The sequence below is a fragment of the Opitutaceae bacterium genome (assembly GCA_015075305.1).
Lineage (GTDB): Bacteria > Verrucomicrobiota > Verrucomicrobiia > Opitutales > Opitutaceae > UBA6669.
This window is the reverse complement of the sequence record JABTUS010000011.1, coordinates 129,460-155,710: the sequence shown is the minus strand read 5'-3', so window position 1 is coordinate 155,710 and position 26,251 is coordinate 129,460. Positions and strand designations below refer to the sequence as shown.

Here is a 26,251-nt window from a genome sequence, read left to right as displayed (position 1 = left end):
ACGCACCTCATGCCCGCACGTTCCCGCACAAAAAGCACCACGCGCCCCGCAAGGCCCGCCCCCGAACTCATCTTCGGGGACCTCTGGGCCTTCGACCCGGCTCCAGAGACGGCGGATCCCAGGCTCAAGGCGCGCTACGATCTCTTCATCGACGGAAAGTTCAGCGCTCCACGCTCGGGAAAATACTTTCCAACGCTGAATCCCGCGAACGAAACACAGCTCGCGGAAATCGCCATCGCCGGCGACGCCGACATCGACGCCGCATTTTCCGCGGCGACGCGCGCCTTTCCGGCCTGGTCCGGCCTGCCGGGTCGCGAACGCGGAAAATTCATCTACCGCATCGCGAGGCTGCTGCAGGATCGCGCGCGTGAATTCGCCGTCGCCGAGACGCTCGACGGCGGCAAGCCGATCAAGGAATCCCGCGATTTCGACGTGCCCATGGCCGCGGCGCATTTTTTCCATCACGCCGGCTGGGCGGACAAGCTCGAGTACGCCTTCCCGGGCGCCCGCGGATTCTCACCGCACGGCGTGGTCGCCCAGGTCATCCCCTGGAATTTCCCGCTGCTGATGCTCGCGTGGAAACTCGCGCCCGCCCTCGCCACGGGAAACACCATCGTGCTCAAGCCGGCGGAGACGACGTCGATCACCGCACTCAAACTCGCCGAGATTTTCATCGAGGCCGGACTGCCTCCCGGCGTGGTCAACCTCGTCACCGGCGCGGGCGAAGTCGGCGCAGCGGTGGTCAATCATCCCGCGGCCGCGAAGATTGCGTTCACCGGATCGACCGAGGTCGGAAAGAAGATCATGCGATCAACAGCCGGTTCCGGAAAAAAACTCACGCTCGAGCTCGGCGGAAAGGCGGCGAACATCGTCTTCGAGGACGCCCCGATCGACCAGGCGGTCGAGGGCGTGGTGAACGGCATCTTCTTCAACCAGGGACAAGTCTGCTGCGCGGGTTCCCGGCTTCTCGTACAGGAGGGCGTGGCGGACATCGTTCTCGCAAGACTCAAGAACCGCATGCGCGTGCTGCGGGTGGGCGATCCCATCGACAAGAACACCGACATCGGCGCCATCAACTCCCGCGAGCAGCTCGAAAAGATCCGCCGGCTTGTCAGCATCGGGGTGCGGGACGGCGCCGAACTCTTCCAGCCGCCCTGCCGCCTTCCTTCCCGCGGCTTCTACTTCCGCCCGACAATCCTGAGCGGCGTGCAGCAGAGCCACCGCGTGGCCCGCGAGGAGATCTTCGGTCCGGTCCTGTCCATCCTCACGTTTCGCACGATCGATGAGGCGATCGAAAAGGCGAACAACACCGCCTACGGACTGAGCGCGGGCGTCTGGACCGACAAGGGATCGCGCATTCTCAGAATGAGCACGGAGCTGAAGGCCGGCGTCGTCTGGGCGAACACGTACAACCGCTTCGATCCGGCGTCACCATTCGGTGGATACAAGGAGTCCGGCTTCGGCCGCGAGGGCGGACGCCAGGGTCTCGCCGACTACGTCCGGCTGCACTGAGGGCATTCCCATGGCACGACTGACCATCACCAAGACACCAAAAGCCTACGTGGGCGGAGCGTTCATCCGCTCGGAGAGCGGGCGCACGTTTCCGTTGAGCGACCGCGATGGCAGGTTCGTCGGACACATTCCCCAGTGCACCCGGAAAGATCTGCGCAACGCCGTCGAGGCGGCCGCGAAGGCCGGCGCAGCCTGGGCTCGCCGCACCGCGTACAATCGCGCCCAGATTCTCTACCGGCTCGCTGAAATGATCGAGGCGCGTTCACAGGAACTCGCGGAGGCCGTGGGCCTGAACGGCTCGCCCGCCGCAGCGGCAAGGTCCGAGGTCGCGCTGTCCGTGGAGCGATTGATCCATTATGCCGGCTGGGCGGACAAGTACGAGCAGGTGCTTGGCAATGTGAATCCGGTGGCGGGTCCGTATTTCAATTTCACCGTGACCGAACCCATGGGTGTCATCGGGCTGATCGCCCCGGATTCGTCTCCGCTTCTCGCTCTCGTCTCCTTGTTCGCACCCGCCATCGTCAGCGGCAACGCGGTCGTCGCCCTCGCGTCGGAAACGCAGCCCTATCCGGCGATACTGCTCGGGGAAATGCTGGCGACCAGTGATCTGCCTGGTGGCGTCGTCAACCTTCTCACCGGTTACAGGAAGGAGCTCATCCCCACGTTCGCGAGCCACCAGCATCTCCGCGGCGTCGGCGGTGTCGCCGGCACCGCGGAGCGCCGGCTCATCGAGTTGGGAGCCGCCGAGTCGATCAAACGCGTGAAGCTCGTCCCCGCCGAGGAATCCTTCGACTGGACCGACGACAAGGCGCAAGGGCTCTACGCCATCCGCGACTGGCTGGAATTCAAGACGACCTGGCATCCCATCGGCTCCTGAGAAGGAGACGGCTCGCAGCCGTCCTTGCGACGACACTCAAAATGCCGTAGCGTGCCGTTGATCATGTCCATGGCCGGCGAAAGCCGCCTTCGACGAACAACACATGCCTGCATCAACCGAATCACTCTTCTACGAATCCCACTGCCACACTCCCTTGTGCAAGCATGCGACGGGCACACCCGTTGAGTACGCGGAAGCCGCCGCCGCCCGCGGGCTGAAGGGCATCGTCTTCACGTGCCATTGTCCGCTGCCGGACGGACAATCCGCGCAATGGCGCATGGAAGTCGGCCAGTTTGAGGAGTACGTCGATCTCATCGCCCATGCGCGTTCACGCATGCAGGGCAGGGTGGATGTGCGTCTGGGGCTCGAGAGCGATTATTTTCCGGGCATCGAATCGTGGATCGAGAAGCTGCACCGGCGCGCACCGCTGCATCACGTCCTGGGGTCGGTGCACATGCAGATGAACGCCTATCGCCAGCGGTATTTCAACGGCGACTACTTTGCCTACCAGCAGACTTATTTCACGCATCTGGCCGAGGCCGCCGAGACCGGCCTGTACGACACCCTGGCGCATCCCGATCTTGTGAAGAATGAGTCGCCCGAGTCCTGGAATTTTCCGCGCATCCAGCCATTCATCGAGCGCGCGCTCGATCGCATCGCGGCCACCGGGGTGGCCATGGAGCTGAACACCAGCGGACTGAACAAGGCGCTGCCGGAAATGAATCCGGGGCCGACGATGCTGGGCCTCATGCACGCGCGCGGCATTCCGGTTGTCATCGGAGCGGATGCACACACCTCGGATCGGGTGGGGGACAGATTTGAGGACGCCCTGGATCTTCTCGAAGACGCGGGCTACGCGGAGGTCAGCATCTTCCTCGAACGCCGCAGGCAGGCGCTTCCCCTGGCGGCGGTGAGGGCGTCGCTGAAATCCCGGTGACGGATGAGCGCATCCCCGGCCGATCTCTATCAATTCACGCGAACGGAGCTCACCGAGCTCATCGTGCGCTGGGGATTTTCTCCCGTGCACGCGGCGACGCTCTGGAATGCGTTGTACTGGGAAATGGCTGAGAGCATCGACGCCATGCTCGAGCTGCCGGCAAAAGTGCGACGCCGGCTTGAAACCGAGACCCGGCTGGGCGTGCTGCCGGTGGCGGTGTCGACGGACTCGAGCGACGGCTATACGCGCAAGTTCCTGCTGACGCTTGCCGACGGCCGCCGGATCGAGACCGTGCGCATGCGGTTCACGGGGCGGGCGACGGCCTGCATCAGCTCCCAGGCGGGCTGCGCGATGGGATGCGTCTTTTGTGCGACCGGCCAGATGGGTTTCTCCCGGCACCTGACCGCCGGGGAGATCGTGGCGCAGGTGGTTCATGTGGCGCGCGTGCTCAAGCGCGAAGGCGAACCACGGCTCCGCAACGTCGTGGTGATGGGCATGGGCGAGCCGCTGCACAACTACGACGCGACGCTGCGCGCGCTCGAGATCGTGCGCGACAGCTCGGGCCTCGCGCTCGGTGCGGAGCGGATCACGGTGAGCACCGTGGGTGTTGTTCCCGGCATCCTGCGGCTTGCGGAGGAACGCCAGCCGGTGAGCCTCGCGGTTTCGCTGCATGCGGCGACCCAGGAGGAGCGCGCGGCCCTCGTGCCGGCGGCCCGGGCCTGGCCGCTGGACCGGTTGATGGAAGCCTGCCGCACCTACAGCGCCGTGACCGGGCGGAGAATCTTCTACGAATGGACGCTGATTGAAGGGAAGAATGACGGAGCGGAGCACGCCCATGCGGTGGGAAGGCTGCTTCACGGACTGCCCGCACAGGTGAATCTGATACCCCTCAATCCAACCACGGGGTATGCGGGAGCTCCAGGCGGCCGCGAGGCGGCCCGCGAGTTTCAGCGAATCCTTGCGGATAGCTACCACCTCCCCAGCACAATACGCCAGCGCCGCGGCATCGACATCGCCGCCGGCTGCGGCCAGCTTGCCGCGGCGATTTGAGTGGAGTGACCGTTCCCGGCAAGTGTCGAGGTGGCGCTTTCAGCGGTACCCGCAGATTCGGACTTCAGCTTTCGCGAGGCGCGGAACGTTTCGTGCTCGACGCGCCTTGGGCGGACGGACAGCAAGCATTCTCTTCGCGTCAATACTATGAATATCGAAACAATGCCGCCAGCCGGCTGGAGGATCAACTGGCGTCTTTTCATTGCTCTTTCGGCGATATGCGCCGGGGGTGCCGCCATGGCTCAGACCGATCGAACCAGCCGGTCGATTGAACTCGAGAAGTTTGAGGTTTCCGCATCAAAGATCGGCGGTCTCAACAACCAGACCATTCTCCGCACCGACGAACGGGCACCCCTGGCCTACGACGTCTTGACGCGGGAGGAGATTGAGCGGCGTGGCGTCACAACGCTCGAGGAGCTTTTCCGTGTGTCGCCACAGACCTCCGACTACGGCAGTGTTTCCCTGCAGGGCTCGGCGGGAAACCCTCAGATTGTCGGTGGTCTCACCTACCAGAATTCCGAGGTCAAGCTGAGGGGCTTCTCCTCGCTGCAGACTACGGTCCTCGTCAATGGGCGTCGCCTTCAGCGCGGCAATCTGTCCGCCGGCCCCGACCTCAACCGCATCCCAGTCTCCTCCATCGAGCGAATCGAGATCCTCCCGTCATCCGCCTCGGCGATTTACGGAGGCGGCGCGATTGGCGGCGCGATCAACATCGTGCTGCGCAGGGAATACTCGGGCGGCGAGGCGAGCGCCACGGTGGGGACGAGCACGGATGGCGGTGCGTCCCGTTACGAGTTTTCCTATTTTCAAGGACTCAATTTCAACCAGGGCCGGACCCAGCTCTCCTTCACGCTCACCTACCAGCACAGCGACCCGCTCTTGAATGAGGACAGGAACTTCCTGAAAAACGCGCTCGCCCGATATCCGGCCAACACCACGGCGACCGTCGGCGGGCAGTCCGTTTTTGAGAACTACATCATTCAGGGATTCAATGGCATGCCCGGAACGATCCTGCTTACGTCCACAACCGGCATCCTGCCGATACCAGGGGCTTCAAACGCCCGGTTTGCGGCAATACCGGCGGGTCAGGACGGTGCGTCGCTGACACCGTCCTCCTTCACCGGAAGCGCGGGAACGGCCAGTTTGGGAAATCGTTTTGGTCGCTCCGTCATCTATCGCCCGGAGGATCGCTACGCGTTCATGTCGCAGTTCGAGCATGAGCTTTTCAAGGACAGGCTTTCCGTCTACGCAGAGGCCGATGTCTCGTATTTCCGATCCGACTACAGCGGACCGCAATCACTGGCAAGCATCTCCCTGTCCGCCACCGATCCCATCAATCCCTTTCGGACGGGGGTGACTCCCGGCTTCGTGGGCGTACCTGTGAGAGTTTTCTACGATCCGGTTGACCTGCCCGATCCCAGCCTCTTTCAGGAGCGACAGGGCGCGCGGACGGTCCTTGGAGTCAAGGGCAAGCTGTCTGATCGCTGGGAGTGGTCGCTGGACGGCACCGGAGAGTATGGGCGCAGTCACTCGACCGGCACGAATCCAACCCAGAATCTCAACACGTTTCTCACGAGCACCTCGACGATTGGCCTCACGCTCGCGCAGCGCCGCGCGATCTACAATCCGCTCGCCGATCATGTGACATTTCCACGCTACGAGCAGATCAAGGATTTCCTCCACTACAGCCGGGCCTACACGTACTACAACTACCTGTCGCAGGTTAACGCCCGTGTCGTGGGAGAGGTGTTCGACCTGCCGGCGGGACCGATCAAGATCTCGCCAGGTGCCGAAATGATCTGGGGCAAGTACCGCACGCATCAGACAATCAATGTGAGTCCTACCGCTCTGGCCAATCTGCCGGTGGCGGGAAACAGCAACTCGGTCGTCGTCCAGTCCCGCCGCACGGAATCAGTGTTCCTCGAAAGCGTGGTTCCGCTGGTTGGCCCCAAATGGCGTCCGCTGCCGGTCGACTCGATAGATCTCAACCTCGGCGTCCGCTGGGAGGGCACGGATGACTCTACGGATGAAACCAGCCCAATCGCCGCCCTGGTTGTCGCGCCCACCAAGGATGTCGCCCTCAGGGTTTCCTATGCGGAGGGATTTTTTCCACCCGACCAGTCCAGCTATGAAAACCCCCGTGTGGTCACCGATGCCATCACGCCCTTCACCGATCCCGCTCGCGGCAATCTCCTCTACAACTATCCCCACTCGGAACGTGCGGGAGGAAACCCCGACCTCAAGCCTGAGACCTCCACGGCATGGAACTACGGCGTGATTCTGACCCCGCGGGCCGTTCCCGGACTGCAGCTCACGGTGGATTTCTGGGAGATCGAAAAGATCAACGCGATCGTTTCACCCGGAGGCCCAAGCAACATTCTCGCAAGTCCGGATTCCTATCCGGGCCGCATTGAACGCGCGGCTCCAACTCCGGACGACATCGCGAAGGGATGGTTGGGGCAGGTGACGATGGTTGACTATCGTCCGGTCAACGTGGGCTTCACCAAGACCAATGGCATTGACGTGAAGGCATCCTATCGCCGCAGTTTCGATCGCGTCGGCACGTTTACGGCGACAACGAACACCACTTGGACCGAGTCCTTCCGCGATCAGGTCCTGCCGGTGAATCCGATCGTCGAACGAGCCGGCAGCTCAGGCAATCCTCTCAAGTGGAAATCCATCTCCACCCTGTTCTGGGATCGCGGACCCTGGACCGCAGGGGTCACGGCGAGCTACATTGGTTCCTATGTCGCAGCCAGTACAAGACCCTCACCTGCCTTTCCCACCGGAAACGGCCTGGACGGTGCCCGCATTCCCTCCGCGATTCTTTGGGACGCGCTTGTCGCCTACCAGTTTCCCGCGACCAACGCCTCCGACCACACCTGGCGGCGCTGGCTGGAAAATACGAAGGTCACGCTGTCAGTTCGCAATGTGCTCAACAAGGAGCCCGCATTCCGCACCGACATCTATTCGTACTACAGCCGGTATGAGGACCCGCGCCAGCGCTACGTGACGTTCACGCTCAAGAAGTCATTCTGACCGAAACGCCCGGGGCCGACAATATGCCCGTCAATCGCGTCACCATGAAACTCGCGGCGCTCATGTTTCTCCTGCAGGCGGCGGCTTGCGTCTTGTCGGCGCAGGGGGCCTCTATCGCAGTGCCGGCCATTGATCCCGCGGCGACGGCCATCTGGCAGCAGCACATTGAGGGCATGGGTGCGCGAGGCGAAGCTGGTGCGCCCGTGAATTTCGACCAGATCAGTGGCAAGGCCCTGGAATTCTTCGAGAAGTACCCGGATGAGAGGCGCGTCGGAGGCATCCTTTACAACCTTCTCAACTGCGGTGACTGGATGCAGGGGGACCGTGCTGCCGAACTCCGCAGCGGCTGGCTGAAGCACCTGGATGAAACACTGGCGGATGCTCTCGCGAATCATTCCTGGCCGGACAACGTTTGGGCGGGGTTGAACTGGGTTGCCGGACGAAACCGCATGGCCATCGACGTCGATGCCCGCGGCCAGCCTGATCTGAAGGTGCTGGCTGCGCGAATCGCGACCGTGGCCGGACGTGCGCCGGCCTCACCGTATCGGACATTTCTCGAACAGGCGATGGTCCACGCCTTGGAAAAGCAAGAACCCGCCCGTCTGGAACCCTACCTCAATACACTGGCCGCAAGCGAGATTCCGGACCTTGCCGCGCTGGGCAGCGGGCAACTGGCGATCCTTGATCTCAGGAGAAATCCGATGGAGCTCAGCTTTACCGCGCTCGACGGACGAAAGTTCGATCTCAGGGATCTGCGCGGCAAGGTGGTCCTGATCGACTGCTGGGCCACCTGGTGCGTGCCATGCGTCAAGGAGCTTCCCAACATCAAGGAGGCGCTGGCAAAATGGGGTGCCAGCGGCTTTGAGGTTGTTGGGATCACCTTCGACAAGATAGCCGACAAGTCGAAGCTGGAAAAATTCATCGCCGATGAAAAGCTGACCTGGCCCCAGTGGTTCAACGAAAAGGGAGGCTCCCATCCTTTCGGCAAGAGGTTCAACATCCGCAGTATTCCCGCGACCTTTCTTCTCGATCGGGACGGCCGCCTGATCACCACCGAGACGCACGGGGAACTCCTTGAGACCGCGCTTGCACGAGTCATGACCCGATGATTCTCCGCCAGCCGCGGGAATCCGTAGCGTTGAATAGGACGGGAGGGAGCCGGGGCATGCGCCGCGCCAGCGAGGTTCCGTCCGGAGTCGATTCCCTGTTGCCTTCCGGTCGCGGTTTGCATGGTTCTTGTGGGCCTTCATGAACAGCGATGCCGAGAAAGTCATTCGCCGCCGCAACCCGGACCGCACGAAGCGGCGTCTGCTGCAGGCTGCGATCCGGTTGTTCTCGGAGAAGGGGTATCATGGCGTCTCCGTCGACGAAATCGTGGCGAAGGCGAAATCCAACAAGCGGATGGTGTACCACTACTATGGGTCCAAGAATGACATCTACCTCGCGGCGCTGGTGGATGTGCTCGGTCGCCTGGAGTCGGTCGAATTTCAGGCGGTGGTGGCGAAGGGGCGCGCAGACCAGCAGTTGAGGGACCTGCTCGTCGCCTACTTCAAGTTCCTCGACGCCAACCCGGAATTCTACCGGCTGCTCCTGTGGGAGAACCTTGAGCGCGGCCGGCACATGGCGCGCAGCGCCTCGAAGCTTTCGAAGAACCCTTTCACCGAGCGGTTTCGTCTCATCATCGAGGACGGTGTCCGGCAGGGAATCTTTCGCGCTCCCGCCGACATCAGGCACCTGCTGGTGAACTTCATCGGCCTGTGCTTCATCTACTATTCGAACTACCATTCGCTGAAAATCAGCGTGGGGCTCGACATGGACAGCCCAAAGGTGCGCGAGATGCGCGTCACCCAGGTCGTCGACCTCGCATTCCACGGATTGCTGAGAAAATAGCCATCAACGCGCAGACGGTGCATCCGCAGTTTTTCCAAGCATCCCATCCGCTCTCGAATTGAATCCATGCGCATTATAGACGCCCACACGCATCCGGTCATGTTCAAGCACGGCCTGACCAGGCCTGAGGTCGACTGGCTCGTGCGCCACGGACGCGCGCTCGGCGTCGAAAAGATGATCGGCCTCGGGGATGTGCTTCTGTATGGGCGCAATTTCACCGCCGGGCAGGTTGCCGAGGTCAACGACGACTCGGCGAAGGTGCAGGCGATGTATCCCGGCTACTTCCGGTTTTTCTGCTTCCTGAATCCGCGGCTGGGTGAAAAGGCCGTCATGACCGAGGTGGAGCGCTGCGTCGAAGGGCACGGCTTCATCGGCATCAAGCTCGAGATCTGCAATAATGCGCGCGACGCCTGCATGGCGCCCGTGATGGAGGCGGCGCGCCGCTGGAATCTCGTCGTGCTGCAGCACAGCTGGAGCCAGACGAACATCCGTCAGCGCAGTTTCCACACGGATCCCGCGGACACCGCCACGCTGGCGCGGCGGCATCCGGACGTGCCGATCATCATGGCGCATCTCACGGGCTGCGGTGTTCGCGGGATACTCGAGGTGAAGGACCTCGACAACGTGACGATCGACACCTCCGGCGGACTGGCGGATGAGGGGCTGCTCGAGTACGCGGTGGAGCATCTCGGCTCCCATCGCATCATCCATGGCTCGGACCTGCCAGGTCGCGCGATCGGTGTTTCCATTCAACGCGTGACGGGTGCGCGGCTTTCCGCGGCGGACAAGGAACGCATCCTCTTCAGCAACGCAGCTCGGCTGCTCAATCTCGCCTGATTCTCCCCATGCTTTTCGACGTCAATTGCTTCCTCGGAACCTGGCCCTTTTCGCTCGTTCCGGAAATGAGTGCGGGGCAGCTTGTGCGACACCTTGCGCGGGCGGGCGTTGGACAGGCGGCGGTTTCCCCGCTTGCCGCGGTGTTCCAGCCCGAGCCCATGCCGGCCAATGAGGCGCTTTTCGCAGCGTTGCGAGGAAAGCGCGCCCTGGCGCCGCTGCCCGTGATCAATCCGGTTCTCGCCAACTGGAAGGAACAGCTCGAGGCGTGCGCAGCAGCACCCGGCGTGCGCGCGGTGCGCCTGTATTCGAACTACCACAACTACCGTCTGACCTCCGCCGCGATGCGCCCGATCGTGGATGCTCTCACTGCGCGCGGTCTGCGTCTCGTGATCACCGCGAGGCTTGAGGATGAGCGCCACCGGTATTTCGCCCTGAAGATCAAGGGCGTGCCCGTCGCCGAGATCGCGGCGTTTCTTGGGTCCAACCCCGGACTGTCTCCGCTCATCACAGGGCTGTCGGTGACCGAGGCCCTTGAACTGGCGGCGCTTCGCGAGAATTTCCATGCCGACATCGCGTATCAGGAAAACGTAGCCCTTGCCGCCATGCTGCGCGGCAAGATCGCCGCCTCGCGCCTGATGTTCGGCAGCCTGACCCCGCTTGTGTCGGCCGCCGCCCAGGCGGGCAAACTCTCCGAACCGGGCTTCACCGCGCAGGAGCGCCGCCGGATCGGCAGCGGCAACGCGGCGCGCTTTTTCTCCTGACACCCATGCCGATCGTCGATGAGCCGTTTCCGCGTCCCACCCGCTGGGGCGAACCCGAGCTCGCCAGGCTGACCACGATGCTGGGGCAGACCTCCCTGTTTTATTGGAAGGGGCCCCAGACCGCCGCGCTGCTGGAGGAATTTCACAAACTTTATCCGTTCAGGTTTCTCGCTCCCTGTTCCTCAGGGACCGCATCGCTGCACATCGCACTTGCGGCCCTGCGCCTCCGGCCCGGCGACGAGGTGATTGTCCCGCCAATCACGGACATGGGATCCGTCATCGGGGTGCTCTACCAGCAGGCCGTGCCGGTTTTTGCGGACCTCGATCCGGGAACGTACAATCTGGATCCCGCGGCCGTTCGGAATGCCATCACCTCAAGGACGCGGGCGATCATGGTGGTGCATCTGGCGGGAAATCCCTGCGACATGCGTGCAATCCTGCCGCTTGCCCGGGAACACCGGCTGGCGGTCATCGAGGACTGCGCCCAGGCGTGGGGTGCCGAGCATGAAGGACGTCCGGTCGGTTCGTTCGGCGATTTCGGCTGCTACTCCTTCAACGACTACAAACACATCAGTTGCGGCGACGGCGGCATGGTGGGAACGCAGTCCGAGCAGTATGGCGTGAGTCTTGGAAAATGGGGGGACAAGTCATACGATCGTGTCGCCGGCGAGAGAGACATCGCCCTGCTGCGGGATCCCGCCGACCTTGCGCCCAACTACCGAATCACCGAGCCGCAGGCGGCTATTGCAGCGGCACAATTGCCCAAGCTTGGAGGCATTGTCACACGGCGCATCCAAATCGCAACGCGCCTGAACGAGGCGCTCGGTGCCATCCCCGGAATCCAGCCGCCGGTGACGAGGCCCGGTGACAAGCACAGTTTCTGGTTTTATCTGTTTCGCCTCGAATTGGAACGCTTTCGTGGCGGTCAGGCCGGATTTGCGGAAGCGCTGCGTGCGGAAGGAGTCAATCTTTCGGCCGGGTACCTGCCAAAACCGTTGTACGGCTACCGCGTTTTCCAGAATCACAATTTCTTTGGCGGCGCCTGGCCGGTGCGGGATTTCGGGCTGACACGCATGGATTACAGGCAGGTCAGGTGTCCGGTTGCCGAGGCGATTCTCGGCGACAGCATCCTGCTTTACATGAACGAGGCGTTTTCGGACGGGTATGTTGCCAAGCTGATTCGCGCGGTTGAATCCGTCGCGCGGCGACTGACTCGCTGACGGACGCAAGGCCTCGCGCGAGGTGCTCCGCTCTTTCCCTCAAACCGTGACACGCACGGGAAGGGTGGTGGGCCCACCGGGATTCGAACCCAGAACCAAGGGATTCAAGTTTGCGCGCCTTTCGACGCTCCTCGGACTATGTCTTCACCCGCGTCGTGTGACGGTAGGGTGACGGGAGTGGGCGCGGTGATTAAGGAGTCTGAACTCCTCCGCTAGTCTCTACACCTTCCGACGGTGCACCGTCGGCTCGGCTCGGCGTTGCCATGCGTTCCCGCGAAGGTTTCTCCGAATTTCCCCGTATCCCAGCCGCGGCTTTCCCGCTGCTGGCACCTGTTTGATGAGTCCCCTGCTCTAACCGTTGAGCTATAGGCCCAGAAAATGAAAGAACGGCCGACAGGAAAACGATCCCGGACGGCTGTGGCTACATCAAATGTACCGAGGCCCCCTTTTGCCCGCGTGCCTCGCAGGCGACGGGGCATCCGGGGGAGCGCGCTTGTCAGGACGCGGCCTTGCGCAGCGCCTGATCGATGTCCTCGGTGATATCCGCGATATCCTCGAGGCCCACCGACAGCCGGATGTAATCCGGAAGGACGCCGGTCGCCCGCTGCTCGTCGGCACTGAGCTGCTGGTGCGTGGTGGTTGCCGGATGGATGACGAGGCTCTTTGCATCACCGATATTGGCGAGATGGGAGAGCAGCTTGAGCGACTCTATGAACTTCCGTCCCGATTCAAGTCCTCCCTTGATGCCAAAACCAACCATTCCCCCGAAGCCTGACTTGAGGTACTTCGCGGCCGTGGCATGACTTGGGTGATCCGCAAGACCGGGATAGGTCACCCAGCTCACCAGGGGATGGCTCTTGAGGAAACGGGCGACAGCGAGCGCGTTTTCCGAATGCTGGCGCTGGCGAAGCGGCAGGGTCTCCAAACCCTGGATCAACTGAAACGCGTTGAACGGACTCAGCGCGGCTCCGAGGTCGCGCAGCAGTTGCACGCGGGCCTTGATGATGAAGGCCACATTGCCCATGCCCGGAAAATTGCCGAAAACATCCCAGAACTTCAGGCCGTGGTAGCTGGGATCCGGCTCGGTGAATTCCGGAAACTTGCCGTTGTTCCAGGGGAATTTTCCGCCGTCGATGATCACGCCGCCGATGCTCGTGCCATGTCCGCCGATGTACTTGGTCGCCGAACTCACGATGATGTCGGCGCCCAGCTCCAGCGGCTGCACAAGGCCAACCCCAATGGTGTTGTCGACCACGAGTGGAACGCCCGCGTCGCGCGCAATCCTCGCGAGACTTTCGAAATCCGGGACGTCGAGCTTCGGATTGCCGATCGTCTCCGCGAATATGGCGCGGGTTTTCGGGGTGATCGCGGCGCGGAACGCCTGCAGGCTGCCCGAATCGACGAACTTCACCGTCCGGCCGAGCTTCTTCATGGTGTAGTGAAGAAGCTGATAGGTGCCGCCGTAGAGATTGTTCGCCGCGACAATTTCGTCGCCCACCTGGGTGATGTTGAGCAACGCGAAGGTGGTGGCGGTCTGGCCCGATGCAACGGCAAGGGCTCCGACCCCCTTTTCGATCGCGGCAATCCGCTGTTCGAGCACATCCGTTGTCGGATTCATTATCCGCGTGTAGATGTTTCCAAATTCCTTCAGTGCGAAGAGATTGGCGGCGTGTTCGGCGCTCTTGAAAACGAACGACGTCGTCTGGTAGATCGGAACGGCCCGCGAGCCGGTGGTGGGGTCGGGAGACTGGCCTGCGTGCAATGCCAGTGTGCTGGGACGATAGGGCTTGTTGCTCATGGAAAGTGAGATTGTTGACTGCTCATGCGCAAAAACCAACCGACGCCCTGCAGCGTCTTGGCAAGTGCGCGTCAGGCTTGCGATTTCGCAGACTGAAGGGAGGAAGACAATCCTGATGCTCAGCACGGGTCAAACGGAAAGCAGTATTCCGCGTCGGATAGTAAAGAATGAAAGGGACCGGCGTTTTCCGCTGTGGCCAAAGCGCCCGCGCGTGTTTTCTTGGATGACGCCTTCCCATGAAATTCTCCCGCTCTGACGCCGACATCCATCTGCCGCCCTCGACCGCTGCGGCGAAACCGTCTGACGCGCTCGCTCGTGTCACCCACCTGTGTGTGGCGGCGCATCAGGATGACATTGAGATCATGGCGTATGAAGGCATCACACATTGCCTCGATCATCCCGGGAAGGCGTTCGGCGGCGTGGTGGTCACCAATGGAGCCGGATCCCCGCGCACCGGAGTCTACGCGAAGATGACCGACGGCGAGATGCAGCAGGTGCGCCGGGCCGAGCAGCGGCGGGCGGCGGACATGGGACGTTATGCGATTCAGATCCAACTGGGCCATCCCAGTGCCGATGTGAAGACCCGCGGGCACCCGGCGGTCGTCGCCGACCTTGTCCAGATTTTTTCCGGATGCCGGCCCGAGGTGGTCTATCTGCATCAACCTGCCGACAAGCACGACACGCACGTCGCCCTGCTGGGCCGCTGCATTGAAGCCCTGCGTTCCCTGCCGGTGGATCGCAGACCCGCGCGTGTGCTGGGATGCGAGGTGTGGCGGGATCTGGACTGGCTGGTCGACACGGAAAAGGTCGCCCTCAACTCAGGCGGCCACCCGGAGCTGGCGGCGGAAATCCTGAAGGTGTTCGATTCGCAGGTCACCGGTGGAAAACGCTACGATCTGGCCACGCTGGGGCGCCGCTCGGCCAATGCGACTTTTCACACATCGCATGCGACCGACAGGATGAGCGGCATCACGTGGGCCATGGACCTCACGCCTCTGATGAAGGACGACAGGCTGTCGCTCGAGAACTTCACCCTCGCGCATGTCGAGCGCCTGAAAGAGGACGTTGCCCGCCGCATCCGTGCGTTTGGCTGAGTTCTCTCCTTGAATCGGGCAAACAGGCGCCAGTTCAGGTCCCGCGCCGGTTTCCGTACAGTTCAATATGGAGCCGGTGCGCGTAGCGATAGCCCCTGGTCTTGCAAATCTCAGCGAGCCAGGCAGCGCGCTCCCGCATGGTTTCGAGCGACTTCGCCTCAGGCATGAGCAGGATCCTGTGGCGGGGAATTTCGATTCCCAGCGACCGGATCATGCCTTCCATCTCATCGACATCCCCGGGTGACGAGATGACAAATTTGAACTGGTAGTCGCACCCCGCCGCCAGCCAGGCGCGGATGACATCGGGCTGCCATCGCGTGGCCTCGTGACGCCTGCGCCAGGCGGGGTGCCGTGTTGCGTCGGGCGCAGAATTGACAAGCTTGGGTGACATCGAGGCGAGGTCGCACGCGATGCCGTCCGGAGCAAGGGTTGCCGCAGTCTCAATCGTGATGTGATAACGCCGCTGCCTCAGTTCACCGGCAAGCTCGTGAATTCCTTGGGCGATCATGGGTTCTCCGCCGGTGATGACCACATGCCTGGCGGCAGGATGGGATTCAACCGCCCGAACCAGCCGGTCGACCGTGTACTGGGAGCCCTCGGGGTTCCAGGATGCGTAGGGTGTGTCGCACCAGGTGCAGCGCAGGTTGCATCCGCTCGTTCGGATGAAGACGGACGGGACGCCGGTGAGCTCACCCTCCCCTTGAATCGAATAAAAAACCTCGGCGATCAGCATCTTGAACGGGCGTCATCCGTAAAAGCAGCTGCCGCCTGAATTCGCAAGATCCGCCATTCGCTCCGTACAGGCCGGCCCGGGCGCACTTTCACTTTATAGATCAAGCAAAAAAAGTGTTGTCGAACCGTGCTCCTGAATAATCACATGAACAGTTACCAGCAAACCTATCGAATCCGGTGCCTGTTCGCAGGCGCCAACCAACACAGTAACACCGCAATATCGACCCAGCGGATCCTGATGACCGCAGGATTGTCCCCGCTGCCTCCGACAATTTGCCAGCAAACCAAACGTCAGTCACTGGAACATATGAAACCTACAGCCTTGTTCTCCATCATCGCGCTCCTCGCTGCTGCAACCGCAGGTGCACAGACGCCCGCGACCAGCGGTAACAGCCAAAAGGAGGACGAATCACCGATCGTTCTGTCACCGTTCGAAGTCAGCGCCGACGAGGATGTCGGCTATCAGGCGCGCGAGACGCTTGCCGGCGGCCGCACACGCACCTCGCTCGACGACATCGCCAACTCCATCGACGTGATCACCGGCGATCTGATTGAGGATATGGGTGCACTCGACCTGCAGGACATTGCAGCCTACGCCAACAACATCGAGGCGGGCTCCCTGATGGGAGCGGACAACGAGGACGGCCAGCTCACCTCATTGTGGGACCAGAACACCACCTATTTCCGCGGCTTTCGCACCTACCGCGGCACCCGCAACTTCATGTTCACGCTGATGTCGTTCAACTCCTTCAGCAGCGATCGCATCGATTTGTCAAAGGGTCCCAATGCCGTTCTCTTCGGTGTCGGTGAGCCGGGAGGCGCGATCAATTACAACACCAAGCGCCCATCCCTCACACGCAATCGCACCTCTGTTTCGCTACGCACGGACAGCGAAGGCTCGCTCCGCGGAGAGCTCGACGTCGATCAAACCCTCATCAAGGGCAAGCTCGGTTTTCGCGCAGCACTCCTCTCCGAGCGCACCGATTTTGCCTGGAAGCCCGCCTACTCGAACACCGATGGGGCCTTTATCGCCGGTGCCTACAAACCGTTCAGCAAGACAACGATCCGCGCCAACTTTGAGTACCGCAACGCCAATCGTGCGCTCGGCCGCCGCATCTACCCGCGCGACATGTTCACCCCCTACCGCGACGCGGGCTCACCCAAGGTCATTGCGCCTCTCACAAGCAACAACGCCCGCATTGAGGGCAATGCTTCAACCGTAGCGGTATCCTCAATCGGACTCGCCCGCAATTCCGCCGTACGCATGACGGTCCTGGAGGACGGCACCGTCGTCAACACGCAGAACACAGCCACGTCTATCGCCAGGAGCGTTGGTCCCATAAACAACGTTCAGGTTATGAGAGGCGGCTACCCCGACGCCACAGTCATCGAGGGACGCAACGGCATTTCCGACTCACAGGACAAGATGCTGGAAGTCACCTTGGAGCAGGAACTCGCCAGGAATCTCTACCTCGAGCTCGGCTTCGCGGACTGGACCATGGAGCGCCTTCAGGGCAATGGTGTTCTGAACAACACTCAGAACCTCCAGATCGATCCTAACGGCTTCATGCCTGGCTCCACGACTGCGCTGAACCCCAACTTCGGGCGATACTATTCGGAGGCGCAGCCGTGGCTCTACGATCGGCACGAGAGCGTAAGGACCTACCGCGCCACCCTCTCCTACGCCCTCGACCTCACCCGCCGGAGCCGCTGGTTCGGCAACCACCGGGCCTCGATCATGTGGGAAAACTACAAGTTCAAGGAACTCTGGGATCGCCGGCACCTCATGATCACCGGAACACCGACGGGCATCCTGCCCAACAACACCAACCCCACCGCCGCGGTGAACAATGTCTGGGTGCGTGACTACTATGACTTCGCCACCGGCGATTCCTACCTGCACGACTTCACCGCGTGGTACTATCAGGACAAGGTGGATCTTGGCAGCGGCTACACGGGTGGATGGCTCCGAAGCACCACCGGCCTGCGCGCCAATCTGACAGATACCACCACCAAACTCGCCGTCTGGCAGGGTTCGTGGCTCGACAACCGTGTGATCGTGACCTGGGGCTACCGAGGCTTGAATCAGAAGAACTACAATGGCAACCAGCAGGGCTACATTGTCCGGGATTCAGCCACCCAGCAATTCGTCTGGCGGGACCCCGTGACGGGGGAAACCAGGAACATCTTCGACGCCGGCATGCCTCCCAATCCTCGTTCAATCGACCGGGGTGCGGCCCGCAACGAGGGCATCGTCATCAAGGTCCTGCCCTGGCTTTCACTGACGGCAAACCATGCCACCAATTTCAATCCCACCGCCGGCCTCTCCGACATCACAGGCGAGGTCCGCGGCGCGGCTCGGGGCGAGACGAAGGATCTCGGTATTCGACTCAAACTCTGGGACGGAAAGGTAAACTTCTCCGCACTGCACTACCAGACGAATGCGATCGGCCTGATGGCGGGTGGCCCGGGGCGGAGCTCGCCTTACGCAAACATCGACTCGATGTACGATATCCTTGTGGCCAACGGGGTGATTGCGGAAAACCCGTTTGACACCACGACAGCCAGCGATCAGGTCGTTTTCAACCAGAAGGCGAAAGGCTATGAGTTTACCGTATTTGCGCGACCCATGGCCGGTATGAGCATTCGCTTCGGCGCCGCCTCCACGGAGAACATCGCCAGCGACGTCGGCAGCGAGGTCGTCGAATACTACCAGACCGTCGCCCGCCCAAAGCTTTCCAATCCAGCGTACGCACAAATGAGCAATGGTGGCAATACCATTGCCACGTTGCTGACTTCGGCTGACAACAACCTCCAGCAAATGCAGAATTACAGTGGCCGGCGCAACCCGCCATCAAGCAAGCTGACCGCCAATCTCAATGTGAGCTATAGTTTCGATCGCGGCACCATCTTGAACGGCTTCACGGTCGGCGGCGGTGCCCGCTGGCGTGGCAAGCCGCTCATGGGATACTGGACCAATGCGGATGGGTCGCTTGACCTTGGCAGGGCCTTCTACGCACCGGACAACTATAACTTCGACGTCTTTGCACGCTACCGGCGCAAGCTGAACAACAGGATCACCTGGTCGGTCCAGCTCAATATCCGCAATCTGACCGACGATCTCGGCTACAACGGGGTCAGAGCCGTCAACGCGACCACCAACTCCGACTCTCCAATCGTCGTCACCCGCTATGCGTTGAACGAGCCGCGCCTGTTCATCCTGAGCAACACGTTCTCGTTCTGAGCTCCGTTCCTTCGGCATGCCAGGCGGGCCACGCCTGGCATGCGACCGGCCGATTGTTTCCTGCCGGCATCGGATTGCACTCAATGCAGGTGCACGCCCTACTCGAACATCGACAGCTCGAGATTTCCCTTGCCGCGCATCCGGGTGCGGATGGCGGCAAGGCTCTCCTGAACGAGTTCCCCCATCGACGAACAGTGTCTGAACTGGCTGCGCTGGTAGTGCTCCGCCAGTGATTCCCTCAGGCTCGCCACATTCTCCGGGGTGGAAATGGTGTCCCGCGACATCGTTGCCAGCAGCAGCGCCAGCCGCTCCTCGCTCAGGCCGGCCCGCTGGAGCATCAGCACCTGCTCCTCGCGCTGGTACTGCTGCGCGCTCTCCAGATTCAAATGCTGGATGCAGAAGAGCGCGAAGGGCTGGTTGTCCTTGAAGAACTGGGGGCGGTAAAAATTCATGCGTCCTTCATAACTTTGCTGGTCGAAATCCATGGCGCGGATCCGAACCTGGGCGCCCTCAAAGTCCGGCGTGATCACAATCACGAAATTGTAGCTGCGCATGTCTCCCAACAGGCGCACAAAGCAGCGTTCATTGAACTTCACGAGTTCCTTCGCGATGCGGATCGGACGGATCTCCGGATTGTCCAGCCAGCGCTGGATGAAGACATCGCCTGGCAGTCCGGCAATGTGCTCTTCGACGAGCGTCGTGCCGCACGTGAGGTAATTCATGCGGTTTGGCGAGAGCACATGCTCAAGCTCCAGGCCGTAAACGCGCGAGGCGTCGGCGCGCTTCACATAGTAGTAGTCGGCATTGTCATTGAATGCATTCACGATGCGGATGCGAAACGGCGCGGAATTCCCGAATGCGCAGTAGTCCACACGATCGACGTAGAGGTGCCGCATGAAGGACAGGTCCCCGTCAACCCGGAGGAGCGCATAAATGTACTTCAGGTCCTCATTCAGGGCCTCCATCTCGAGACGGTCATAGACCACGGACTCCCACAGCGAGGGTTTGCCATCGCCGCTGATCAAGGGCGCCGCCTCGATGAAGCCCCGCAGGCGTTCGTACGTGATCGGCAGCGAGCGTTCCCGCCTGTACTTTCTCAGGTACGCACGCAGCCCGTCCCCGATCGAAAAACTCGGCTTCTTGAGCTGGGGCCGATAGGGATCCATCGCCGGACGCTGGCCTTCCCCGCCGCCTCTGGCAATGCCAAGAGGGTTCCTCCCAGGGGCCGGCTACTTGTACCGTGCGGCCCGGCCGAAGTAGTTCAGCAGCCAGAGCTCCTTCCAGACACGGTAACGACCCTCGTAGGTGATCTTGCCGTGATCCTCACGCTGCGCACGAGGAAACAGGAAACCCAATTCGGTGTTCACTTCCTCAAGCTCGCGCTGCTGCAGATTCAGGTCGCCAAGAGGTTCAGTGGTCCACGGAACGCGTTTTTCGCCCGCTTGGGCAAGCCGTCGCTCATGTCGAGCCATGAGGCGAACCAGCGAACGGTGCCAGGGCAGACGCTCCACCAGCCAGTTCTCCGGATAGAATCCTCCAAACGGCAGGTAGAGGTTGTCGGTCACATACCGGAGGCCCGATGCCGTCAGTGATGACAGCGAATAACACACCGAAATTCCACCCTGCCCCTGGGGCAGGAAAGTGATCTGAATGCGTGTCTGGGCGAGATCATCCTGATAGATCGAAGTTCGAAGGTATATGCCGCCTCCAACTTCCGCCTTGAGCGACTGCACCTGTCTGAACCCGTTTTCACGAAGCCAGTCGCGAATTTTCAAAAGACGCGGGTGTGTCGGCCACTCCTCACCGCTGATGTTTGCCTGGAATCTCGGAAAGAGCGGTATGGGACTCACACTCAAGGCGTGGATCTCAAGCCAACGGTATCCGGTCTCCAGTAGAAAATAGATCAGGATGAATCCGGTCACCAAGACCCACAGCGGTCGGTCAATGAGTCCAAGCGTCGAGCTGACGACCGCCCCACCCAGCGCAACAAACGCCCACACGAGCCACCGATTGACAATTACGATCAGTGGCGAGGCGAGTCGCCGATTCACCTGCGACAGTATCAGTGTGATCAGAAACACACCGAAAAGGGTGATGATGGGCCACAGGTGTTCAGTCATCCAATTGAAAGAGGGCGTGGCATTCCGACCCCCGCGCCAGTAAAGTCAAGCCGCGCGAAACGGCAACCCCTACCTTTTCTCCACCCTGTTCACCGGGGAATCTGCCGTACGCCTCAACTCATGCGCACAGGCATGATCACACAGATGAAATTATCCAGCGTCTTGAAGACACCCGGGCTGACCTCATCCTTAACCTCAAGAAACACCTCGTCTTTTGTCAGCGACCTCAATGGATCCATCAAAAAGGCGGGATTGAAGGCGGCCTGCAAATCGGGGCCGCTGTAGCTGATCGCCATGGATTCATGGGCTTCACCGAAATCGGGACTTTGCGCCATTATCTCCAGGAGATTGCTGGTCAGCCTGAGCTTGACGGAATTCGCCTTCTCGCTGGTCACCAGTGCGGCCCGGTGGATGCATTGCAGCAGGAGTTCGCGCTCCAGTTTGATGCGCTGGTGCGTCTCCTTGGGGATGACCTGCTGATAATTGGGATAGTTGCCCTCGACCACTTTGGAATAGAGGTAGATCGAATCGACCAGCCCGCTCGTGTCCTTGTCCGTGCCAATCTGAAAGGAGCAGCGCCGGTCGCTGAAATCGATCTTAACCTTTTCGCCCTTGTCGAGCATGCGCAGGAGCTCGTTCACCGTCTTTGCCGGCAGAATAATCGCGCCGGCATTGTCCGCCGGTATCTCCATTTCCTTGGCGATCAAAGCCAGCCGACGGCCATCGGTCGCCACCAGGGAGAGCCTGCCGTCGCGGAAGCTGAAAAACACCCCGTTGAGAATATAACGGGTTTCATCCGCGCTCTGTGCATAGGCCACGCTCTTCAGCATGCCCACGAGTTCAGGCTGCTCGACGGTGAATGACTTCTCCTCACCAAACTCGGGCAGCGGTGGAAATTCCTCCCTGCCCAGACCCATGATCCGGAAGTTCGAGCCTCCGGACGTGATTTTCACGTGATGGTTTGGCGCAGAGTCGACGGTCACGTCCAGATTTGGCAGCTCACGAACAATTGTCGCGAGGCGCTTGACCGGAAGCGTAACGGAGCCGGCCTCTTTCACTTCAGCCTTGATCCTGCAGCGGATTCCAAGGTCCAGATTGGTGGTCGTCAGGGAAATGACATCCTTCTCCGCCTCAATGAGCACATTGCTCAAAATGGGCATGGTGGTCTTGGATCCTACAACGTTCAGGACCTGGGCCAAACCGTTGCTGAAATGGTCGCGGTTTATTTTGAATTTCATGGGGCGCGCGGCGCGAAAGTGTGGAAGTTAACAAAGGCTAACTGATATCCGATTCAATAAGTAATTCATAGCAGTCTTATTATGCGGAGGAGAATCACCAATAACTCGAGCTTTCCGGCTCAATTCTCCTCTCAGAATGGGGTTCGGGGCCGGGAAAAACTGACGTCAGCAACTTCGCGGAGTCCTGGGGACAAAGGATCAGTTGTTCACGCTGTCCTTCTTGTTCGGAAGCGGCTGGCAGGATGCTCACAGGGTGTTCAGGAAGGGAAAAATTCATCGGAGGCATTCTAGGAGCGCCGGGTTCCTTCCCCGTGACTGCTGGATGCGCGGGCGTGATGCAGCATGGCGCGGCGGACATGACGCACGAGACCGAAGCCAATGTACCCCAGGGTCACCGCGAGCAGACCAACTTCCTTGAAAATGGCGATGCCTGCGACGGCTATGAGAACCGGGACGAATGTCGTCAGGCGCGTCTTCGTCTGCAGGTCCACCTTCTTGCCGCTCGGATAACGAACCGTGCTTACCATCAGGATCGCGATAAGCGCCATCAGGACCGGAAGGATCAGGGCCCAGCGGTGAAGGGCGCGGTCATTCTGGGCAATGTTCAGGAGGAAGAGCACCAGACTGGCGACGGTCACTGCGGCCGCAGGCACTGGAAGTCCAACGAAGTCCCTGCTGGAATCCTTCTTGTCGGCGAAGAGGAGCGGATTCGTGATCACATTGAACCGCGCAAGTCGAATGGCCGCGCAAAGCAGATAGACAAACGCAAAAAACCACCCGATTTCGCGGAACACCGGATATCCCTGCGTGGGTGAAAGGATGAGAAAGAAAACGAGGAGGGCGGGCGCCATGCCGAACGACACCACGTCGGCAAGCGAGTCGAACTCAGCGCCGAAAAGCGACTCCCGGCCGCCCATGCGGGCAAGCCGGCCATCCAGCATGTCGAATGCCGCCGCTCCAAAAATCAGCCAGATGGCCTGCTTGTAAAGTCCGATGGCCATGATCGAAGCCTCCGCCGCCACCTTCATTTCAAAATTCGCCTGAATGCACCGGATGACCGCAACGAATCCGCAGAACAGATTTCCCGCCGTCATCAGATTGGGAAGGAAGTAGATGCGGCTGGCCTGCGTGACCGAATAGGGATTCTCGCGATCCTCGATGGAGACGATCGGCTTGACAGGGTCCGGTGTGTGTGAAGGGGAGTCTTCCATGGCTTTCCGATCCTGATGGGCGGTACCGGTTGTCTACCGCTTCGTCAATGACTCCAGGTAGCGCCAGAATTTGGAGTGCTGTTCCGCGAGTTGCGCTTCCGACACCGGCAGCTTGTTGCGCAGCAGAAAATCCTCAAGCGAGTGCTGGTGCAGGATGTAGAGTACAAAGAGCGTCTCATCGCGGATTTCGAAGTAGAAACGCCACTCGGCGGAACGCAGGCGGTAGAGCGCGCGGCCCCCCCGGTTGAATTTTCCCAGCGGCTCCCGCGGTTTGTCGAGATCGGCGGCCTTGAGGCTGCTGATGGGGGCGACGGCTGCGAGCTGAGCCAGAGTATCGAGTTTGTTCAGCTCCCGGATCGCCTGTTCGGAGAAAGTGACTTGAAACATGGGTTGGCCAGCCCGCGATGGCGAGTGGGTTGCAAAGCTAGACGGTACCTTGGCTCCCCTTCAGGCGGCAGCAATGCTTTTCCACCGGGCCGGAAAATCGGGTGTCTGGCCGCAACAAGACCGAGCCGGGGCTTGTTTCCTCAGCCAGCCTGCGTGGTGACTGGCTCCTGCCGCATCGCGGCTAGCAGGGCCTCCCCGGTCAGTGGCCGGGGCAGGAACGCCACGCCGCCGACGAGACCCTGCACCTCGCATTCCGGGCCGGGACAGCCCATGGCGACGATGCGAACGCCGGGCTTGGCATTTCGGATCTGGATCAGCGTGTTCACGCATTCCGCGCCAGGCATCGTTGGATCGGAGAGTATGATCTGAACGTCCTTGTGGCGTTCGTGAAACAGCGCGAGGGCTGCCGCACCATCCCGTGCACAGATCACGCGATAACCGTGGGTTTCCAGAAACGCCTGAACAATTTGGCGTCTGTCAGTGTCTTCTTCGATCAACAACACGGTTTCACCGCGACCGATTGTGGCCTGAAAGGATGGAGCCAGTGCAAGGTCCGCCGCCTCCGGCTCCGGTATCAAAGCCGGAAGGTGAAGGATGAACTCGGTTCCCACCCCGGAAGTGCTCTCCACCTGGATGAACCCGCCGATGCCCCGAATGATGCCCGTGATGGTCGACAGATCGGGTACGCTGTCATTGGAGTTGGGCCCTCCCGGCAGTCCAGGCAGTCGAGGGCACAGGACCTGGTCGATCAATTCCGGTGGAATGCCGGTTCCCGTGTGGGAGACCGTGATCAAAACATGCGGACCCGATTGCGCACCGGGTATGGCCTGGGCAAGCGCTTCATCCACAGCGACGTTGGACGCGCGGAATGTCAGAATGCCGGAGCTTGCTATCGCATCACGGGCTTGAATCCCAAGATTGATCAGCACCTGGGTCAGCTGCATTGGATTCGCTGCAACCGTCCAGAGATCCTTTTGAATCACGGTCTCGATGTTGATCTCGCCGGCCAGGGATTGTCGGAGCAGTTGCACGACCTCCTGAATGGAGGATCCGACCTGCACTTCCATGCGCTCGTCTTTCGAACTGTGGGCATATGTCCGGAGCTGATGGAACAGGGCGAGAACATGCCGCGTGCTGGCATCGATGATGTCAGCCAGACGAAGGATCTCCGGTTGCTTCACGCTCCTTTGGAGCGCAGCCGATGCGGTCAGCATGGGCTGAAGGATCCGTTGAAGATCGTGCGCAATGCCGGTGGCCAAAGTGCCCAGGCCATCCTGCTTCCTCGGCGGAAGAAGATGACGTTCCAGCTCCTTGTGTCCGGTGATGTTGGTATTGATCGCAAGAATGGCCTTCGGACGATTCTGCGCATCCTTGATCAGCGTCCACCGGCTGACGATGAAGCGGGCCTGCGCGCCGGGTGGCGTGAGTGAAAGCTCGCCCGACCAGGCACCGGTGGAATGAAGCTCATTGATGGCCACGGAAAGGATGGATCGATTCTGGGGGCCGAAAAGGGCGTCCAGGCTTCGGGGTTCCACTTCCGGGGATTCATCGAGCGCGAACATGTCCCTGGCGGCAACATTGGCGTAGGTGAGATGACCGCGGCCGCTGGCGATGCAAATGGCATCCAGCGCTCCGTCGACCGCTTCCATTCGGTCCTGAAGGAGCTTGTCGGCAATGGATTTGGCGCTCCGCACGGCGGCATTCTCGAGCGCCCGCTGAATCGCCGGCACCAGGCGCTCCACACGGTCCTTGTGCACATAATCGGCCGCACCTTGCTGCAATGCGTCGACAATCCTGCCCTCGCCATCCGCCCTGGTCAGGAATAGAAACGGAACATCCGCACAAAGCGCGTGCGCCTGGGTGAGGACGTCGAGTCCGTTGTAGGATTGCAGGGAAAACTCCGAAATGACCAAATCGGCTGTGTGCGAGCGAAGCGCGGTCAGCAGTTCGTCTTTTCCTTCCATCCGGGTGATGCTGCACCCGGGCCACTCCTGCATGAGAACTTGCCGGATTGATTCGGCGTAGGCTGCGTCGTCATCAACATGTGCGAAACGAAGAGGGAGAGACATCGAGGATCAAATCACTGCGCTCATCGGGCCGTCGGCGCGAAGTCGGCCGTCCAGCCGATCGAAACGGGAGGAGAGGGGACTTTGCCCGGCATGAGGACGACAATCGTGCGCCAACGATCCGCACCGCAAATCAAGGCCGCTGGTCGCATGCGTTTTGACGCAGATTTTACGAGCCGGGGCCGCGGCAGCGGCGGGCATCCGGAACAATGTATCCAAGCGATGGTTACAGATTGGT

At 61.1% G+C, this 26,251-nt stretch carries 20 protein-coding genes; 12 read left to right on the top strand and 8 right to left on the bottom strand.

What is annotated here, in order from left to right:
* Positions 1 to 9: 9 nt before the first annotated feature.
* The 10 genes from HS122_19185 to HS122_19140 all read left to right on the top strand — a co-directional run bounded on the left by HS122_19185 (position 10) and on the right by HS122_19140 (position 12,123).
* Positions 10 to 1,512, top strand: coding sequence for an aldehyde dehydrogenase family protein (locus tag HS122_19185; GenBank protein MBE7540520.1), 1,503 nt, complete (start codon positions 10 to 12; stop codon positions 1,510 to 1,512).
* A gap of 10 nt (positions 1,513 to 1,522) precedes the next feature.
* Entirely contained in the window at positions 1,523 to 2,389 is an 867-nt protein-coding gene (locus HS122_19180) for an aldehyde dehydrogenase family protein (protein MBE7540519.1), read from the top strand.
* Positions 2,390 to 2,492: 103 nt separating this feature from the next.
* On the top strand, positions 2,493 to 3,326 hold the full coding sequence (locus tag HS122_19175) for a histidinol-phosphatase (GenBank protein MBE7540518.1): 834 nt from the start codon (positions 2,493 to 2,495) through the stop codon (positions 3,324 to 3,326).
* A gap of 3 nt (positions 3,327 to 3,329) precedes the next feature.
* Positions 3,330 to 4,376 (top strand): 23S rRNA (adenine(2503)-C(2))-methyltransferase RlmN, encoded by a 1,047-nt coding sequence (gene rlmN / locus HS122_19170; protein ID MBE7540517.1) that lies wholly within the window; start codon positions 3,330 to 3,332, stop codon positions 4,374 to 4,376.
* A gap of 147 nt (positions 4,377 to 4,523) precedes the next feature.
* On the top strand, positions 4,524 to 7,415 hold the full coding sequence (locus HS122_19165) for a TonB-dependent receptor (protein ID MBE7540516.1): 2,892 nt from the start codon (positions 4,524 to 4,526) through the stop codon (positions 7,413 to 7,415).
* A gap of 44 nt (positions 7,416 to 7,459) precedes the next feature.
* A complete protein-coding gene (locus HS122_19160; GenBank protein ID MBE7540515.1) occupies positions 7,460 to 8,524 on the top strand; it encodes a TlpA family protein disulfide reductase in 1,065 nt (354 codons plus the stop codon).
* Positions 8,525 to 8,663: 139 nt separating this feature from the next.
* Positions 8,664 to 9,305: a TetR/AcrR family transcriptional regulator gene (locus tag HS122_19155; GenBank protein MBE7540514.1), complete on the top strand. Its 642-nt coding sequence runs from the start codon at positions 8,664 to 8,666 to the stop codon at positions 9,303 to 9,305.
* 66 nt (positions 9,306 to 9,371) lie between these two features.
* Positions 9,372 to 10,142 (top strand): amidohydrolase family protein, encoded by a 771-nt coding sequence (locus HS122_19150; protein ID MBE7540513.1) that lies wholly within the window; start codon positions 9,372 to 9,374, stop codon positions 10,140 to 10,142.
* Between the two features lie 8 nt (positions 10,143 to 10,150).
* A complete protein-coding gene (locus HS122_19145) occupies positions 10,151 to 10,903 on the top strand; it encodes an amidohydrolase family protein (protein ID MBE7540512.1) in 753 nt (250 codons plus the stop codon).
* Positions 10,904 to 10,908: 5 nt separating this feature from the next.
* Positions 10,909 to 12,123, top strand: coding sequence for a DegT/DnrJ/EryC1/StrS family aminotransferase (locus tag HS122_19140; GenBank protein MBE7540511.1), 1,215 nt, complete (start codon positions 10,909 to 10,911; stop codon positions 12,121 to 12,123).
* A gap of 496 nt (positions 12,124 to 12,619) precedes the next feature.
* Here HS122_19140 and HS122_19135 read toward each other — a convergent pair whose 3' ends face one another.
* Complete coding sequence (locus HS122_19135) at positions 12,620 to 13,921, bottom strand: O-acetylhomoserine aminocarboxypropyltransferase/cysteine synthase (protein MBE7540510.1); 1,302 nt, start codon at positions 13,919 to 13,921, stop codon at positions 12,620 to 12,622.
* A 236-nt stretch (positions 13,922 to 14,157) separates the two neighbouring features.
* On the opposite strand from HS122_19135, the gene HS122_19130 reads away from it, so the two are divergent.
* Positions 14,158 to 15,015: a PIG-L family deacetylase gene (locus HS122_19130; GenBank protein ID MBE7540509.1), complete on the top strand. Its 858-nt coding sequence runs from the start codon at positions 14,158 to 14,160 to the stop codon at positions 15,013 to 15,015.
* A gap of 34 nt (positions 15,016 to 15,049) precedes the next feature.
* On the opposite strand, the gene HS122_19125 is transcribed toward HS122_19130, so the two are convergent.
* A complete protein-coding gene (locus HS122_19125; protein ID MBE7540508.1) occupies positions 15,050 to 15,748 on the bottom strand; it encodes a 7-carboxy-7-deazaguanine synthase QueE in 699 nt (232 codons plus the stop codon).
* A gap of 306 nt (positions 15,749 to 16,054) precedes the next feature.
* Here HS122_19125 and HS122_19120 point away from each other — a divergent pair, with 306 nt between their 5' ends.
* The gene (locus HS122_19120) at positions 16,055 to 18,991 is read left to right on the top strand and encodes a TonB-dependent receptor plug domain-containing protein (GenBank protein ID MBE7540507.1); all 2,937 of its coding nucleotides are present in this window, start codon (positions 16,055 to 16,057) and stop codon (positions 18,989 to 18,991) included.
* A gap of 98 nt (positions 18,992 to 19,089) precedes the next feature.
* On the opposite strand, the gene HS122_19115 is transcribed toward HS122_19120, so the two are convergent.
* The 6 genes from HS122_19115 to HS122_19090 all read right to left on the bottom strand — a co-directional run bounded on the left by HS122_19115 (position 19,090) and on the right by HS122_19090 (position 26,016).
* Positions 19,090 to 20,157 carry a hypothetical protein gene (locus tag HS122_19115; GenBank protein ID MBE7540506.1) on the bottom strand — a complete coding sequence of 356 codons (1,068 nt, stop codon included), beginning with the start codon at positions 20,155 to 20,157 and terminating at the stop codon, positions 19,090 to 19,092.
* A 63-nt stretch (positions 20,158 to 20,220) separates the two neighbouring features.
* Positions 20,221 to 21,111 carry a hypothetical protein gene (locus tag HS122_19110; GenBank protein ID MBE7540505.1) on the bottom strand — a complete coding sequence of 297 codons (891 nt, stop codon included), beginning with the start codon at positions 21,109 to 21,111 and terminating at the stop codon, positions 20,221 to 20,223.
* A 113-nt stretch (positions 21,112 to 21,224) separates the two neighbouring features.
* Positions 21,225 to 22,349, bottom strand: a complete 1,125-nt coding sequence (locus HS122_19105; protein ID MBE7540504.1) for a DNA polymerase III subunit beta — start codon at positions 22,347 to 22,349, stop codon at positions 21,225 to 21,227.
* A gap of 287 nt (positions 22,350 to 22,636) precedes the next feature.
* The gene (pssA, locus tag HS122_19100; GenBank protein MBE7540503.1) at positions 22,637 to 23,560 is read right to left on the bottom strand and encodes a CDP-diacylglycerol--serine O-phosphatidyltransferase; all 924 of its coding nucleotides are present in this window, start codon (positions 23,558 to 23,560) and stop codon (positions 22,637 to 22,639) included.
* Between the two features lie 33 nt (positions 23,561 to 23,593).
* Entirely contained in the window at positions 23,594 to 23,947 is a 354-nt protein-coding gene (locus tag HS122_19095; protein MBE7540502.1) for a cytotoxic translational repressor of toxin-antitoxin stability system, read from the bottom strand.
* 140 nt (positions 23,948 to 24,087) lie between these two features.
* Positions 24,088 to 26,016 carry a response regulator gene (locus HS122_19090; GenBank protein MBE7540501.1) on the bottom strand — a complete coding sequence of 643 codons (1,929 nt, stop codon included), beginning with the start codon at positions 26,014 to 26,016 and terminating at the stop codon, positions 24,088 to 24,090.
* Between the last annotated feature and the right edge of the window lie 235 nt (positions 26,017 to 26,251).